The sequence below is a fragment of the Pseudocitrobacter sp. CD920760 genome (assembly GCF_057782505.1).
Map to the genome: position 1 here is coordinate 2654426 of NZ_CM173490.1, position 16286 is coordinate 2670711.

At 48.8% G+C, this 16286-nt stretch carries 13 protein-coding genes and 2 pseudogenes; 9 read left to right on the plus strand and 6 right to left on the minus strand.

From position 1 onward, the window contains the following. Positions 1-38 precede the first annotated feature (38 nt). Positions 39-812: an SDR family NAD(P)-dependent oxidoreductase gene (locus AC1MKH_RS12550; RefSeq protein WP_001091224.1), complete on the plus strand. Its 774-nt coding sequence runs from the start codon at positions 39-41 to the stop codon at positions 810-812. Positions 813-997: 185 nt separating this feature from the next. Here the strand turns inward: AC1MKH_RS12550 and AC1MKH_RS12555 are convergent, their stop codons facing one another. Next, positions 998-2221: a MalY/PatB family protein gene (locus tag AC1MKH_RS12555; RefSeq protein ID WP_000872613.1), complete on the minus strand. Its 1224-nt coding sequence runs from the start codon at positions 2219-2221 to the stop codon at positions 998-1000. A 130-nt stretch (positions 2222-2351) separates the two neighbouring features. After that, positions 2352-3224: a DMT family transporter gene (locus AC1MKH_RS12560; RefSeq protein ID WP_000090196.1), complete on the minus strand. Its 873-nt coding sequence runs from the start codon at positions 3222-3224 to the stop codon at positions 2352-2354. A gap of 241 nt (positions 3225-3465) precedes the next feature. Between AC1MKH_RS12560 and AC1MKH_RS12565 the strand changes: the two genes are divergently transcribed. From AC1MKH_RS12565 to AC1MKH_RS12575, 3 genes and pseudogenes are all read left to right on the plus strand, one after another. After that, positions 3466-4218, plus strand: a complete 753-nt coding sequence (locus tag AC1MKH_RS12565; RefSeq protein WP_000734115.1) for an alpha/beta hydrolase family protein — start codon at positions 3466-3468, stop codon at positions 4216-4218. 26 nt (positions 4219-4244) lie between these two features. Beyond that, positions 4245-4559: pseudogene (locus AC1MKH_RS12570) on the plus strand (Tn3 family transposase); the annotation flags it as partial. A gap of 99 nt (positions 4560-4658) precedes the next feature. After that, a complete protein-coding gene (locus AC1MKH_RS12575; RefSeq protein WP_000427614.1) occupies positions 4659-5663 on the plus strand; it encodes an IS110-like element IS5075 family transposase in 1005 nt (334 codons plus the stop codon). Positions 5664-6032: 369 nt separating this feature from the next. Here AC1MKH_RS12575 and AC1MKH_RS12580 read toward each other — a convergent pair. Next, positions 6033-7141, minus strand: a protein-coding gene (locus AC1MKH_RS12580) for an IS3 family transposase (RefSeq protein ID WP_442961951.1) whose coding sequence is annotated in 2 segments (ribosomal slippage) — positions 6033-6880 and positions 6880-7141 — 1110 coding nt in all. Because the reading frame shifts where the segments join, the coding sequence is not laid out codon by codon here. Between the two features lie 174 nt (positions 7142-7315). On the opposite strand from AC1MKH_RS12580, the pseudogene AC1MKH_RS12585 reads away from it, so the two are divergent. The 3 genes and pseudogenes from AC1MKH_RS12585 to AC1MKH_RS12595 all read left to right on the plus strand — a co-directional run. Beyond that, positions 7316-7471: pseudogene (locus AC1MKH_RS12585) on the plus strand (transposase); the annotation flags it as partial. Between the two features lie 90 nt (positions 7472-7561). After that, positions 7562-11689 (plus strand): NACHT domain-containing protein, encoded by a 4128-nt coding sequence (locus tag AC1MKH_RS12590; protein ID WP_042201197.1) that lies wholly within the window; start codon positions 7562-7564, stop codon positions 11687-11689. 135 nt (positions 11690-11824) lie between these two features. Continuing rightward, positions 11825-12967, plus strand: a complete 1143-nt coding sequence (locus tag AC1MKH_RS12595) for an AlbA family DNA-binding domain-containing protein (protein WP_001459743.1) — start codon at positions 11825-11827, stop codon at positions 12965-12967. 283 nt (positions 12968-13250) lie between these two features. On the opposite strand, the gene AC1MKH_RS12600 is transcribed toward AC1MKH_RS12595, so the two are convergent. Then, entirely contained in the window at positions 13251-13556 is a 306-nt protein-coding gene (locus AC1MKH_RS12600) for an SEC-C metal-binding domain-containing protein (RefSeq protein WP_308241817.1), read from the minus strand. Here AC1MKH_RS12600 and AC1MKH_RS12605 point away from each other — a divergent pair. Beyond that, positions 13484-14419, plus strand: coding sequence for a hypothetical protein (locus AC1MKH_RS12605; protein ID WP_016245986.1), 936 nt, complete (start codon positions 13484-13486; stop codon positions 14417-14419). The genes AC1MKH_RS12600 and AC1MKH_RS12605 overlap by 73 nt on opposite strands. A gap of 88 nt (positions 14420-14507) precedes the next feature. Here AC1MKH_RS12605 and AC1MKH_RS12610 read toward each other — a convergent pair whose 3' ends face one another. Both AC1MKH_RS12610 and AC1MKH_RS12615 read right to left on the minus strand, forming a co-directional pair. After that, positions 14508-14804 carry a helix-turn-helix domain-containing protein gene (locus tag AC1MKH_RS12610; RefSeq protein WP_000379666.1) on the minus strand — a complete coding sequence of 99 codons (297 nt, stop codon included), beginning with the start codon at positions 14802-14804 and terminating at the stop codon, positions 14508-14510. 307 nt (positions 14805-15111) lie between these two features. After that, on the minus strand, positions 15112-15672 hold the full coding sequence (locus tag AC1MKH_RS12615) for a hypothetical protein (protein ID WP_001543770.1): 561 nt from the start codon (positions 15670-15672) through the stop codon (positions 15112-15114). Between the two features lie 97 nt (positions 15673-15769). Between AC1MKH_RS12615 and AC1MKH_RS12620 the strand changes: the two genes are divergently transcribed. Then, positions 15770-16102, plus strand: coding sequence for a helix-turn-helix domain-containing protein (locus AC1MKH_RS12620; protein WP_024189840.1), 333 nt, complete (start codon positions 15770-15772; stop codon positions 16100-16102). Positions 16103-16286: the final 184 nt, after the last annotated feature.

Genomic DNA, 16286 nt, shown 5'->3' on the forward strand with positions numbered 1-16286 from the left:
GCCGGCAACGTCTTACCCACCAGTAATGGAGTCTGAAAATGAATACATTTTTCAAAGGTAAAAAACTGCTTGTCGTCGGCGGCACCAGCGGCATGGGTCTCGCCGTGGCACGCATGGTACTGGAAGCGGGCGGCAGTGTGGTGCTGACCGGGAATAAAAAAGACAAAGCCGAAGCGGTACAAAAAGAGCTGAGCCCGCTGGGACCGGTGGCGGTCATCGCGGCCAACCTGATGACTGAAGAAGGTATGGAAACTATCCGTCATGAAATCAATGCCAGCCATCGCGATATCAGCCTGATGGTAAATGCCGCCGGGATCTTTATGCCGAAAGGGTTTACCGAGCACAGCTTTGCCGATTATGACATGTACTTTTCGCTGAACCGCGCCACGTTCTTTATTACGCAGGATGTCGTGAAGAACATGCTCGCCGCGAAGCTCGAAGGGTCTATCGTCAACGTCGGTTCGATTGGTGCCCAGGCAGCACTGGGTGACTCGCCGTCCTCGGCCTATTCAATGGCAAAAGCGGGTCTGCATGCCCTGACGCGTAATCTGGCGATTGAACTGGCCAGCGCGGGTATTCGTGTCAACGCTGTGTCTCCCGGGATTGTTCATACACCAATATACGAAGGCTTCATGGACAAAGCGGATATCGCTGATGCTATGAAGTCGTTGAACGATTTCCACCCGTTAGGCCGCGTCGGAACCGCAGAGGATGTGGCAAACACCATTCTCTTCCTGTTGTCTGACAAAACATCATGGGTGACGGGCGCTATCTGGGATGTCGATGCCGGCATTATGGCGGTCAGACGATAACCCCGGTACGTTGACAAGAGCCGCCCCTTTACGGGCGTCATTTTTTTGTCGCCAGAAATGTCATCAGCAGGCTTCACTCAGGATATTCACAACCTGTTCATCCGTGCCTTTTTTGTTCCCGGCACAGGGTGTTATGCCGGGTTCTGACGACATCCTGACAGGACAAACGGCCAGAGAGAAAGGGGTTATACCCTGTTAGGGGCCGGTGTCCGCAGTACCTGTGAAATTCTTTTCATCCCTGCTGTCAGCATAGTCCGTGGGCACGCCAGATTTAACCGGATATGTCCTTCCCCATTGTCGACAAACAGCAAGCCCCCTTCAAGAAGCACCCCTGACTCCCGGGCAAAATACAGCGATAAATCCTCACCCACAGTGTCGGGCAGGTAGTGGCTAATATCTATCCAGGCCAGATATGTCCCTTCGGGGATCGAGAACCTGGTTTCGGGTAAATAGCTTTTGAGGTAGTCGTGCAGGTACTGGAAATTGCCGTCAATATATTCCCTCAGATGGACAAGCCAGTCATCGCATTCACTCCACGCCGCTTTGTTTGCTGCCAGGCTCAGCGGAGAGATGAACTCGTCGTGTCTGAGACGCCACTCGCTTCTGACACCGGGATCCGGAATAATGATATTTGCCAACAAATTCCCGGCCAGATTGAATGTTTTACTCGAGGACATGCAGGTAATAATGCGTGTAGAATCAGGGAAAAGAGAGGCGGCCGGTGTATGACCGATACCACTTCGGGACAGGTCACAGTGAATTTCGTCAGATATCACCCAGATATCATTGGCCAGGCAAATTTCAATAATCCGCTTAAGTTCATCAGGCCGCCAGACTCGTCCGGTCGGGTTATGCGGATTACACAGGAAAAGAATTTTCACACGTAAGTCGGCCTGACTGGCTTTGCGTGTAAAGTCTTCCCAGTCAGGTTCCCAGCCACCTGCTGATTTTTTTAACGCCGAGTACACCACGCGACGCTGACTGTATTCACCCGCCTTTTTAAACGGGCCATATGAAGGCGTCATAATAAGAATACTGTCATCCTTGTCGGTCAGAAGCGGGACGAGACGGTTCAGCGCGGGAATAATGCCCGGAGACAGTACAATGTCTTCCGTTTTGAAACGGTGACCATATTGTCGCTCACACCAGTTGCCAAAGATTTCATAGTATTCTTCGTCGTAGATTTTAGTGTAGCCGAGTATTTTTCTATCCAGACGGTCTCTGATGGCCTGAAGAATCGGCTCTGGTGTGGCAAAAGCCATGTCAGCAACCCAGAGGTTGATTAGCCCTTCTGCCGGATACCGCATTGCAAATTCGGACTGCCCCGCAAACAGGTATTCCCGCCAGCCGTCCACGGTAAGACTGTCTGTTTTCTCTCTGCTTACGTACTCATCAAAATCATATTTCATTTCATGAACCTGCCTTAGGTGTAGTCTGAAACGTCGACCTCAGTATTCCTGTCAGTCTGATGCCGGAGCGGGAAAACTGGCTCGTGTGATTAACATAAGAGAATCATTACAACTGCATGAATTAATTGCGTTATTGAGGTTTTCTCGCCTTTGCCATCGGCTGACGGGGGGATTTCTCGCGTGTCACCATCACAATGCCAGTCAGCACTGCCAGGGCAGAAAATATCGTTCTGACCGTCAGTGATTCACCCAGGAATACCACACCCCCTAGCATTGCCAGGCAGGGAACGCTGAGCTGAAGGATACTGGCGGTAATAGAGCCGAGGGAGGGTAAAAGGGTATACCACAATACATAGGCACCGGCTGAGGCGACGGCACCGGACAGCAATGACAAAGCAATGCCTGCAGCATCAGAGTGACCCTGCTTCATAAACAGCAACGTAAGAGCGAGAGCCATCGGCGCTGCGAGAATAAAATTAGCCGCCGTTGAAGCCCCGGCAGCCTGGCCCGCCCTCCCCCTGACGGAATAGGCGGCCCAGGCTAATCCGGAAACGATCATCATAAGTGCACTGTAAAGCGGCGGTGCCTTCGTCCCGGGTAACAGCAGGGCAGCAATTCCCGTCAGAGCCAGAACTAAACCGCAAGCCCGCATAGCGGAGAGTGATTCTCCTTTAAATAATCCGTGGATCACCATCGCAAACTGTACGGCACCAAAAAGTAACAGCGCACCAGCCCCGGTATCGAGATGGATATAGGCGACAGAAAACAGCACCGCATACGCCATGAGGTAAAACCCGCTCAGCGGACGCCACAGCGATAATGTGGTCCTGGCGTGATAAAAGAGGAAGGGGGACAGGACGAATGCACCACTGGCCAGCCTGAGGCTGCTGAATGAAAGGGGATCAATGTGGCCTCCCTGCAGGGCCAGACGACACAGAATGGAGTTTGCCGCAAATGCCAGCATTGCCAGTGATATTTTAAGAATGAGCGCGCACCTGGCCATTCGAGAAGTCCTCACAAAAGCCTTGTAAGCTACCATCTAGTTGGTAGCATAGCGTAAGTGATCGCCGAACAGGAAGCAATAACCAGCTTCCAAACTGGAAGGTGAGGACAGGCATTCGGAATGAATTCTGTTTCACATCCCCAGTGGAGGACGGAAAACGCGTTATGCCAGATGCAGAGCAGAAGATTATTTTTCTCCTGCGATCAAACATATGACATCAGTTTAAGGCCCGGAATATCCTATGAAAAAACTAAAATTTACGTTCAAAAATGCGGCGGGTGAAGAACTGGCCGGATTGCTTGAACTTCCTGAAAATCCTAAAGCGTTTGCGCTGTTAGCTCATTGTTTTACGTGTGGCAAAGACCTCAAAGGCGCGGCGCGTATTGCGCGGAAACTGACAGAGAAAGCTATCGCCGTTCTCCGGTTTGATTTTACTGGTCTGGGAAACAGCGAAGGGGATTTTTCCAACACCAACTTCTCATCCAATATTTCGGACCTGCTTTGCGCGGTAGATTATCTCCGCCGACAGTACGAAGCGCCTTCTTTGCTCATCGGTCATAGCCTGGGGGGATCGGCCATCCTGTCTATCGCCGGCGAAGTTCCTGAGGCAAAGGCCATTGTCACCATAGGATCACCCGGAGAACTGACACACGTAAAACGTCTTTTTAAGGATGATGTTGAAAACATTAACCAGCATGGAGCCTATCCCGTTGAGCTGGCCGGGCGGGTATTTACGTTAAAGAAACAGATGCTGGACAATATTCAGGAACACAAAATCGCTCATAAGGTGTTCGCCATGAACAAACCTCTGCTGATTTTTCATGCGACTGAAGATGATACCGTGTTAATTGAGCAGGCCGAGAAAATATTCAAAGCAGCTAAGCATCCCAAGAGTTTCATTTCCCTGGGTAAGGCTGATCACCTTCTGACACATGCTCAGGATGCTGAATACGTTGCCGATATCATTATATCGTGGAGCGAATGTTACCTATAAACAGAGTAAATGCGTTCAAACTCGTAGCGCTGAGGGCGATTTTCTGCAGAGATCGGACGCTGTTTATGCTGGACTGATTTTGCGATAAAGGCTTAGGCCGATGCATACAGGCGGGGCTGAATAAGGGTGAGGCCCTTGGGCGAGCATCCTTCATGCACCGGCTGAATGAAATCAGGGATCTGGGGGGGGGGAGGATCAGCGTTACCACGCCACCGGCGCTGACACTACATACGGCGGCGATAACACTCTGGAATACGGTTTATATAGAAAGAACCATTGAGCCGCTTAAGCAAAAAGGAGTCCCTGTTAATGAACTGCTGGTCTCTCATCCTTCTCCACTGCTGTACAAAATATAGTCTTAGCGTGGGATAATTAATGAGATGGTCACTCCCTCCTTCCCAGTACTATGCTGAGGACAGGCTTTCATTCGGAGAACCATCATGGAAAACATTGCGCTTATTGGTATCGATCTGGGTAAGAACTCTTTCCATATTCATTGTCAGGATCATCGTGGGAAGGCCGTTTACCGTAAAAAATTCACCCGACCAAAGCTAATCGAATTTCTGGCGACATGCCCGGCAACAACCATCGCGATGGAAGCCTGTGGCGGTTCTCACTTTATGGCACGCAAGCTGGCAGAGTTAGGGCATTTTCCAAAGCTGATATCACCGCAATTTGTCCGCCCATTCGTTAAAAGCAACAAAAATGACTTCGTTGATGCTGAAGCTATCTGTGAAGCAGCATCACGTCCATCTATGCGTTTCGTGCAGCCCAGAACCGAATCTCAGCAGGCAATGCGAGCTCTGCATCGTGTCCGTGAATCCCTGGTTCAGGATAAGGTGAAAACAACTAATCAGATGCATGCTTTTCTGCTGGAATTTGGTATCAGCGTTCCGCGAGGTGCTGCCGTTATTAGTCGACTGAGTACCCTTCTTGAGGACAGTAGTTTGCCTCTTTATCTCAGCCAGTTACTGCTGAAATTACAACAGCATTATCACTATCTTGTTGAGCAGATTAAAGATCTGGAATCTCAGTTGAAACGAAAGTTGGACGAAGATGAGGTTGGACAGCGCTTGCTGAGTATTCCCTGCGTTGGAACGCTGACTGCCAGTACTATTTCAACTGAGATTGGCGACGGGAAGCAGTACGCCAGCAGCCGTGACTTTGCGGCGGCAACAGGGCTGGTACCCCGACAGTACAGCACGGGAGGTCGGACGACATTGTTAGGGATTAGCAAGCGGGGCAACAAAAAGATCCGAACTTTGTTGGTTCAGTGTGCCAGGGTATTCATACAAAAACTGGAACACCAGTCTGGCAAGTTGGCCGACTGGGTCAGGGAGTTGTTGTGTCGGAAAAGCAACTTTGTCGTCACCTGTGCTCTGGCAAACAAGCTGGCCAGAATAGCCTGGGCACTGACGGCGCGACAGCAAACTTACGAAGCATAAAGGCAGAAATACACCAGTTTAAACAATCATTCATCTGGTTTTGCGAATACTGATATTGATGATACTAACGGCCCACCGGCCTGTTGAGGAACCTGTAAAACGGAAAGGCTCATTGAAGCCGTATATTTTCTGGAGGTTCATCAGGCGCGGAACTCATCGAGGCGCGGGAATAAAATCCCATTCAGACGCCGGATAGATTCAAGCAAGCCAACTTGTCGTCAAAATCGGTGTTGCAAAAACGGGAGTGACCATAGATTCCGTTTTCCAAGCGGGCCCCTAATTTATCAGTGTATTACAGGTTAAAATTTGATCTTAACGTACAATATTTTCCGTTTCCCAAACGGAGCCTATAATCAGGAATAACCGGCTTCAGGTTGGTTGCTTATTCTGGCAACCGGCAGATTTCTCGGCGAATTCGCACGGGGTCATCCAGCCCAGTGCAGAATGGGGACGACTCTGGTTATAGTGTATGCGCCAGACCTCGATTTTGCACCGGGCATCCTCCTTGGACATAAACCAGTTCTCGTTCAGGCACTCCTGCCGCAGCCTGCCGTTGAATGACTCCACCGTAGCATTATCCGTGGGCGTGCCTGGCCGTGAGAAATCGATCCGGATATCACGTTCGTACACCCATTTATCCAGCATTTTCCCTGCAAATTCAGAGCCATTATCTGTCTTCAGTAGCTGCGGTAATGGGCGTCTCAACGCGATAGTGTCCAGCATCTCCGCCACTTCTGAAGAGCGCAGGTTCTGGCCCACGCAGATCCCCAGACATTCGCGCGTGTAGAGATCGATTACCGTCAGCAGGCGAAGCCGGCGACCGTCAAACAGCGCATCGGAGACAAAATCCATCCCCCATACATGATTGGGATACAGCCCCTGCGGCTGTGGCTGACGTTTCAGCGCAGATTTATTGCGGCGGGGGCGTTTCAGCCGCAGCGATAATCCCTGCTCGCGGTAAAGCCGGTAAACACGCTTGTGATTATCGCGCCAGCCTTCCCGTTTCAGCATGACGTGGACTCTGCGGTAGCCATAGTGGACACGGGTTTCGGTTATCTCCCTGATGCGCAGTCGCAGTGCGCTGTCGTCTGCCGCAACGGAGCGGTACCGGAACGAACTGCGGCTGATCTTCAGCGCAAAGCAGACCTGTCTTTCACTGGCACCGTAGCGGGTCTGTAAGTCCCTGACCCACTCGCGCAGGCGTGCCAGCGTCAGCTCTTTTTTGCCAGCACGTCCTGCAGCATGGCCTTGTCGAGACTCAGGTCGGCAACCAGCTTCTTCAGGCGAAGGTTTTCCTCTTCGAGCTGCCGCATATGTTTCAGCTCTGAAGGAGAAATCCCGCCGTACTTTTTGCGCCAGGTGTAGAACGTGGCATCGGAGATGCCCAGCATGCGGCAGACTTCCGGTACGGGCGTACCCAGCTCAGCCTGCTTCAGGGCAAAGACAATCTGCTCTTCGGTAAATCGTGACTTTTTCATCGGCACAACCTCCGCTCAGGGGAGTGAATATCATGCCGGAATTCTGTTTCTGAATGGAGCAGGATTTCGGGTCAGGGTCAGACCCCACCCCGGTAGACGATCCTGCCCTATAGTTTGGAGTGACCCCGAGCCCGTAGACAAATCTGCCCTATAGTTTGAGCATAGGACGAGTCTATGGGCACACCACGTTTTACCCCTGAATTTAAGGAAGAGGCTGTCCGCCAGATAACCGAGCGCGGTTATTCTGTTGCCTAAGTATCAGACCGTCTGGGCGTTTCTGCGCACAGCCTCTACAAGTGGCTACGGGCTATCAAGCCTGATAACAGCGAACATCTTACCTCGCCTCAATACCAATACATTTTTAATGGGTATAATATGTGACTGCTTTTGCCGCATTATTGACAGGAACAAGGACAGGTGATGAATATTGATTTCAGTTTAATTCGCAGCGCCCCCAAAAGCCGTAACGATAGCTTTGAAGCACTCGCCGTACAGTTATTTAGGAAAACCTGTCGAGTACCGACAAAATCAACATTTATTAGTCTGCGTGGAGATGGTGGAGACGGTGGCGTTGAGGCATATTTCCGCTCACCGGACGGTGCCGTATTCGGTGTTCAGGCAAAATACTTTTTCCAGCTTGCTTCCGCAGAGCTTACACAGATTGATAGTTCCCTTAAAGCCGCGCTAAGCAACCATCCCACACTAACCGAATACTGGATTTATATACCGTTTGACCTGACCGGGCGTGTTGCTGCGGGAAAGCGAGGAAAAAGCCAGGCGGAACGCTTTGAAGAATGGAAAAGTAAAGTCGAATCGGAAGCGTCAGCGAAAGGGAAGTCACTTTCTATTGTCCTTTGTACCGCGGCTGTTATCTGCAATCAATTACTTGAGATAGACCCTTACGGAGGAATGCGCAGGTATTGGTTTGATGACACGTTGCTGACAGCAGCTCAAATTCAACAATGTCTGGATGACGCCATTGCTTTTGCAGGGCCAAGATATACTTCAATGCTGGATGTTGTGACGAATGCTCATGTTGGTCTGGATTTTTTTGGTGGGACCGGTGACTTTCGCGAGTGGTATGAAACATCATTAACACCAATCGTTCGAGAGTTCCATTCACTGAATGGATACGGACGCAAATCGCTGGATATACTCGGCGAAACCTGTGCTACATCTGCGACGGCATTGATTGAAGAAATAATCGCCTACTGTGAGAGCATGAGAGATAACGATGTCACGGCCACATCGGTTACAGATCTTTGCGTTGCTCTGTCATCCCTATTGACACTTATCGCTGATGCCCGCCATGCTCAAGAAGATAAATTTTATAAAAAGCATGGCAAGCATAGTGATACAGAATCGTTCCGACAGTTCCACGCAGAGTATATGTGTGCATTTCCTGCCGGAGATATGGATGCGGCGAGAAAGTGGGAAGAGCAGGCGCAGCAACTGCAAAATTTGTTGACTTCTCAGGTCATTGGTGCTGCAACAGCACATTCCTTACTGCTGGTTGGCCCAGCGGGTATCGGCAAAACCCACGCAATTGTCAGCGCTGCATTGCGTCGACTGGAACATGGTGGTTTTTCCTTGGTCGTCTTTGGAGACGACTTTGGCAAAGCAGAGCCTTGGGAAGTGCTGCGCAGTAAAATAGGGCTGGGTGCCGCCATCGATCGTTCGACATTATTTGAATGCATACAGGCCTGCGCCGAACATACTGGCTTACCTTTTGTCATTTATATCGATGCCTTGAACGAAAGCCCGCGAGAAGTGCGCTGGAAGGACAAGCTTCCCGAATTACTCGCTCAATGCAAGTCTTATCCAGACATCAAAATCTGCGTTTCAACCCGAGATACCTATCGCAATCTTGTGGTCGATTCACGCTTTCCAGGGTTTGCTTTCGAACATATCGGTTTTTCAGGACATCAATTCGAAGCGGTACAAGCTTTCGCAGCCTACTATGGGCTGGATGCAGAGATTACACCACTTTTTTCACCCGAACTCAGTAATCCTTTATTTTTACACTTGGCCTGTAAAACGCTAAAGGGCGAAGGCCGTGACAATCTGGATATTTCTTTGCCGGGTTTTACCTCTCTGTTTCAAGGACATCTCAAACATTGCGATGTTTTAATTCGAGAACACCTCCACTACGCAAACCCTCGCAATCTGGTAAGGGCTGCAATGATGGCACTCGCGAATACCCTGACACATGAGTTGCCGCAGAACCGAACCTGGGAAACCTGTTGCGAAGCACTGAGCAAAATAGTGGGAACTGAGACCACACCTGAATCCTTTTTAAATGCATTGGCACATGAAGGCCTCATTATTCTTTCTGTTGTAGATGAGGATACCTTCCTGATCCGTCTGGGTTATCAACGCTACGGTGACATACTCCGTGCTATCAGCCTTGTGGAAGCTCTTGATTCGGATACAGCAAAACTCGCGGAGAAAATTGCAGCGTTAACAGAAGAAGATGCTGGATTGCTGGAAGCTCTTGCCGCCGTGCTGCCAGAGAAAACTGCTCTTGAAATTACTGCTGAAGAAGTAGGATTACCATCCGAAAAAGCCCATAAGCTGTTCATCCAGTCATTGGTTTGGCGCTCCCGACAAAGTGTAGTGGAAGAAATTGATGAACACATCCATGCAGCACTGCATACACCTGGATTATGGGAGTCGGTTTATGAAGCGCTGTTTTCACTTAGTCTGGTTCCTGACCATCGTCTAAACGCAACTAACTGGCTGGGGCCATTTTTACGGCAGTCATCCTTAGCTGAACGTGACACCTACTTGTCATTAGCTGCGCTGGGATCATTTGATAACAAGACTGCTGTCTATTCACTCATCCATGCAGCACTATTTGCTGACATAACCCATTGGCCTGCTGAAAGCCGGAGGCTGGCCAGTCTAACACTTGCCTGGCTCACTTCGTGTGCTGACCGCCGAATCAGGGATTTATCCTCAAAAGGGCTAAGCAGAATCCTGGCAAACTACCCGGAGAACTGCCAAACAGTAATCAGTGAATTTGCATATTGTGATGATGATTACGTATTAGAGCGTATTAGCCTTGCTATCTACAGTGCATGCTTATTGTCACACCAACGCAGAAATGCGTTTATGCCAGCGCTCCCTGGTCTATTAAGCATTGCGTCAGATAGCAAGAATATTCTGCTCCGGGATACGGTTCAGCTATTAGTAAACTTGTTGAAAACAGGAGAATTTCCCACAGCCGTAACAAGCCAATTACAGCATTACCAGACAAACGTATCATTACCATCACGATGGCCTGTAATGGCGGATGTCAAACCCCTCCTAGATCTGGAACATTTACCATCAAACATGGTGCTCTGGGGAGAGTCCATGGCCCCGGATTTCTGGCGTTATCAGGTGGAATCGAAGATTTCCGGCTTTGACTTGGAGAGCGCCAATATCAGCCATGAAAACATTGCCTGTTGGTTAATGCGAGAAGCACTTAATTTAGGATATCCCGGTTATAACCACTGCGCGCTCAATTATGATCGCCATATCGGGAGTCAGTATGGCTCGGGACGGGGTAGAAAAGGGTATGCTGACCGACTCGGTAAAAAATATTACTGGATCGCCTTACATCGACTACTGGGCATTCTGGCCAGTAATGTTCCCGCACTGGAAGACCCATATTCCGACTACGAACCTACAAGTGATCATCTATGGTCAGTCGACGTCCGTAAAGTCGACCTGACCGATGTACGCGACATCACCGCAGAAAGTGTCTATCCAGTACTGATGGAAGAAACAAATTATGCATTCCCTGACCGCAATTCAGATATCAAAGGTTGGGTTCGGACCGATGATTTGTCACCTTATGAAGCTTGTCTGATTCGAACTGACAAGGAAGGGGAACAGTGGGTAGCGCTTTCACACAGCTATTGGGACGAGGATAAAGCGCCGAATGAAAATAGCTGGAATTCACCTTACCTGGCAGTTCGTGCTTATTATTCAAGCGCACTCATAAATGAAAGCATCCAGAACTTTAAACAGAAAAGTGCGCGCGATATTTTCCAATATAATCAGGGAAATAGCTGTTATCGCGGTTATCTTGCTGAATATCCTGACAGCCCAGTGTACAAACAACTTCTTAATAATGAGGAAGATAGTGAAGCATTTAATTTTACAGAAGTCAGTTTACTACGCGGAAGCGAATGGGAATATGACTACTCATATACCACGCCCGAGCGCCAGGATAGCCTCATTGCGCCATGCCAGGGAATCATTCAAAAACTCGAACTTTTATGGGATTGTCAAAGCGGTTGGGTTGATCGTTCTGGCAAACTTATCGCCTTCCATCATAAAGGTGTAAGACAAAGCGGACTTTTCATTCATCGTTCGGCGTTGAACGCCTACCTGGCCATAACAGGTGAAGAACTTATATATCGCCGTTTTGCTAACAGGGGATATTTTGATTTAGCTGGCCGTAACGGCTCGCAAATAGACCTGAAAACTTGGATCCAGTACCGGGCAGACAAGGCGCCAGTAGTTTTACGAGAAGAGGAACTGCCGTTTAACTGCTGACAACGATACTTATTAAGTAATCAACTGGCTCTTCTGGCATCGAATGCCAGAAGAGCCATTTCACACTACCAATTTAAGTAGACTGAAGGAATACTTGGTACAAGCAAACGCACGCCATATCGGATAGAGGGGACTATGAACGAAACCATCGAAAAACTGATTGCCAGTGGAAAGGAAGGGCCATGGTGGGACTTTAAACAAACCTACCACCAAAACAATGCAGCCCTTGTTCACGATATCCTCTGCATGGCAAACGTCCTGCATGACGGTGACCGGTATCTGATTTTTGGCGTGAATGATGAAGGGGTGATTACCGGCGTGCCGGAAGATGGTAAGCAACTTAACCAGGCAAATTTAATCGATCTGTTAAGAAAAGTCAGTTTTGCAGAGCACCATTGTCCGGATATTCAGCTGCACCACATCACACTCCAGCATAAGGTGCTGGCTATTCTACAAATTCGTAACGTCAGAATGAAACCCTACTATCTGACCCAGGACTATATAAAAGAGGGAAAAACTGTCAGAGCCGGTGTCGTTTACACCCGGCAACAAGATGCCAATACGCCCGTAACTAGCTGTGCCAGCCCTGGAGATGTCATGGCAATGTGGAGAGAGCGCTTTAACCTGGACCTGGCACCCGCTGACCGCATAGTCAGACTGCTTCTGGATTACGACAATTGGGAATATGACGGTATCAGCGAGGCCTATTATCGGTTGGACCCGGATTATGCCATTCATATTGGCTACACAGAAAAAGATATAGGAGGACAACACTGGTGGTCAACGATTAGCATTGAGCAACCTTGTCACTATGAATACATCCTCAAATACCGTGGGCTTGTACTTGAACGAGTGCCAATCGTACATTACAGAAATGAGGGTTTACAGTTTCCCTTTCCAGAGATGGATACGCTGGCTTATCCAGGAAAAAGGGATGGATTCGTAACTGATTATTATGCAGACGTTTTTTACTTCGTAAAAAACACCTTACCCTACAATCTGTTGAGTCATATCAGAGAATTACACTCACTGCCTGGCCGTAATTCAGGCATAACCATGCCGTTAACCACCCAGACCAAACCGCCGATTATCGAGCTGCCATTCATGGTGTTTGAGAACGCAGGGGAAAAAGAAGAAAAGCTAAAGTTTATTCAAAGTCAGCTTGCTGATTTTTGTCCGGATGGTATGCCTGATACAGCATCGATGAAAACTGACCCAGAACTAAGAATGGAAGTAGAGAGGCAATTTTCCTGGTGGGTTTTTAACCATATGCGTTGAGCCGAAGCCAGTAACCCTGCCTGGGAGTTGTTCATTTTTGACGTTGCAACTAAAGGTCAGCGCTACGATAGCGTGTTTTAGTGCGCACTCGCGTATTTTCTCCCTCTTGGGTGAATTTGGCCTACTTTCGCGGGCCATATACTGCCCCACGCACGACGATGTGCTTTAAGAGAGTCAACGGCAATACCAATAAAAAGCGCTCGGTTGCACGATGTGGACAGCATCCTGATATGGCTCCCGTGGACTTAGCCCCCGGCCGCGTCCAACATAGCGAAGCCAGCACTCAGGCTCCATGACATTTTTTATACTTTACTCCCGACCCGCAGGGACAAGGTTCATTTCTGCCTACCGCCCCGAACAATCGCGTTACTTCGGATTTAGCCGCCTTGTAAGCAAGCTGCGCGATGTAGTTCGACTGATTTTCAACCTCTAGTCGCTGCTCACCTGTTAACCCTTCAAAAAAGGGGGCTAACCGCGCTATCAACGGTGCTGCCTGCCTGTGTACTGGGTGACCCCATGCAGGCCATTTTTGGCTTTCGGGGGAACCAGCTCGTGGACTGGGATGCACATGTACTCTCTCACTTTCCACTGATTGGTGAGCTCAATCATCCATGGCGCTGGGCTAACGCAGGGGCGCCGGAGCTCGGTCGCTGGCTTCTGGACTGCCGACGGATGTTGCTGAATGGTAACGCCATTGACCTTCGCCAGGTGCCTGCTGAGGTGACCTGGGTGCCGTTACGGGCAGAAACAGTTGTTCAGCAGCGCCTTACTGCAGCCCTGACACGCGCTGTCACCGCAAACGGGCAGGTACTGGTGATTGGAAACAGCTATGACACCCGCGGGCGTCAGCAGATGGCCAGCCAGACCCCGGGAGCAACGACCGTCGAAGCCGTCGATTTAGTCGACCTTACCGACTTTGGTGCAGCGTTTAACCTAGACGCTGCGGATGCGTTGACGCGCCTGGTGCAGTTTGCCGCAGGCGTCATGACCCAAGTTGGCCCCGCAGCATTGCTGCCCCGTCTGGAAACGCTACGAAGAGGGCGAGCCCGCAACCCGCCGACGGTTGCCGAAGCAGCGTTAGTGGCATTTGCAGAGAGACCCGGTTTTACGCTGGCCGCTGAGGCACTGCGCCTTCTGACCCGCCAGGATAATGCGCGGGTCTATCGGCCAGAGGTTTTGCGCTGTTGTTTGCGCGCCTTGCAGTCGGCTGCTGCCGGAGGCTGCACATTTGCAGACGCCACGGTAAACGAGCGCGAACGCAATCGCCACGAGAGTCGACCATTGGCCCGGCGTGTAATCGGCAGCACATTGTTGCTAAAGGGACTGGAAGGGGAGGTGGCAGTCATCACATCCCCGGAAGAGATGGATGCACGACACCTCTATGTCGCTATGACGCGGGGATCTTCGCGGCTGGTTGTGTGCTCGCTAACTCCCATATTGACGGCCCGCTAACTCCGATGCAAAGCGCCCTTGCTCGCAAATCGCACCTTCCTTAAGGGCAGTGCCTGACGTACAGCCCTATCAAATAGCCTGGCTTCTATCACCATTCCTCACGCCTTGCCGGTGAATCAAACTCCTTTTCTACAAAATTTGCAGGGTTTGTATAAGTTGAAAGCGGTGCAGAACTGAGCGAAATCTCCACCCCTAAAATATTTAACACTTTGTATAGACGCTCAAAACTTGCTTTTGAAGGATTTGACTCAAGGCGAGCATAAGTCTGCTGGGTTACACCCAACATGGCAGATAATTCTCTTTGAGTTAATCCTTTTGATTTACGAAAACCAATTAGAAGTGGACGTAACTGGCTAAGAAGTCTAACGGGAAAAATAGTATCCATAAGTAGGTGGCCATGTCGATTACTTCATAATAAATTCACTCCTCGTAAGAAACAGCCTGTAAGGTGTCTTGTTACTTTACAGCTTACAAGGTGTAAGGGTGAACTCGTTGTATTAACTAATACTGCTCAAATTTTAAAGGTTGCATCTCGCGCTGGCTGGGATTATATTTATTAAGGACTAGCATATAGTGGTGTACGCTGTTATCCTCTTTGTAATGAGGCTTATCAGTGTGTGAAGGGAGAGGGCGGACTCTGCTTTGCCCTCTCTCTTTCATGGACTTATTTAACTTTAAATGTTTTTTAAAAGTCATTGCCTTATTGCAATGGTTTTATTAAAAATCCCAATCAATGTGTTTATTTTTTCATTTATCTTAATTTGCTTTTTCTCTTGCTCGAGAGAAAGTTTTCTGAATTCATTTTCCCTGCTCGGCACGGCAATTATCAACTCTTCATAAATCTCCTTTGCTCCTGATACTTTTTCCAACTCGCTGCTGTATTTTTCAATAAGAGTTCTTATTTGAATATTTACATTTCTGTATTCATGACTGGTAGCACTTAAAACAAGTTGACTGGAATTTTTTTTGGGTGCCTCAATTAACTCTACGCTTTTCTTTACGACATTGAATTCAGATGTGACTGAGTATACATATTGATACGCGCCTGATTTTCTGACTTTACTCAATAATCCTTTTCTAACTAAACACTGAATTTGGTTATAAGCAAAAGCTTTTGCCTTAAAATAACTTTTCGGAAGTGAAAATCGCTCGATAAGAATTTGAGCCACATCGTTACTGGTGAAGTTATCTTTAGCAATATAGATTATTGCGGAAAATATGTACGACTCAGCGTTGGATACTCGACTATTCATATGACTAAAACAAGGCAGTTAACTTAGGATTGCTAAGTATACAACAATGGCAGATACTTAGACAATCTAAGCATTCGAGGCCAATGAAGATGAATCAGTGTCTGAAAAAAATCCGATACCAGAAAGACTTAAGGAAGCGAGAAGCAGGGCGGGTTTATCACAGCGCTCATTGGGCCTCCTTGTTGGGTTTGATCCCGCTTCGGCTAGCAGTCGTATGAATCATTATGAGAAAGGGCGCCATGTCCCCGATATTGATACGCTTCGACGGATGGCGGCAGAGTTAAACGTGCCGTTGAACTACTTTTTTTGTGATGATCAGACCACAGCTGAACTTGCATTACTCATATCCCGGATGACAGAGGAAGAGCGAAGTAATCTTATCGAAGCACTCAAAAGGCATCCAGGCGAAAAGCATGCTGACAAAAAATGATATTACATATAAAGCGACTGAACTTTTTGAAGGTAACGAAAGTGTAGCATTACACTGATGCAATGAACCAAGCAGGACATTACAGTGGGAGACGCCCTCTCAGATAACAAACTCAAAAGAGGGAGCCATAAATATATGTTTATCAATACAACCAGCATTCTGCCGACAACCGGGAAGCTGTCGG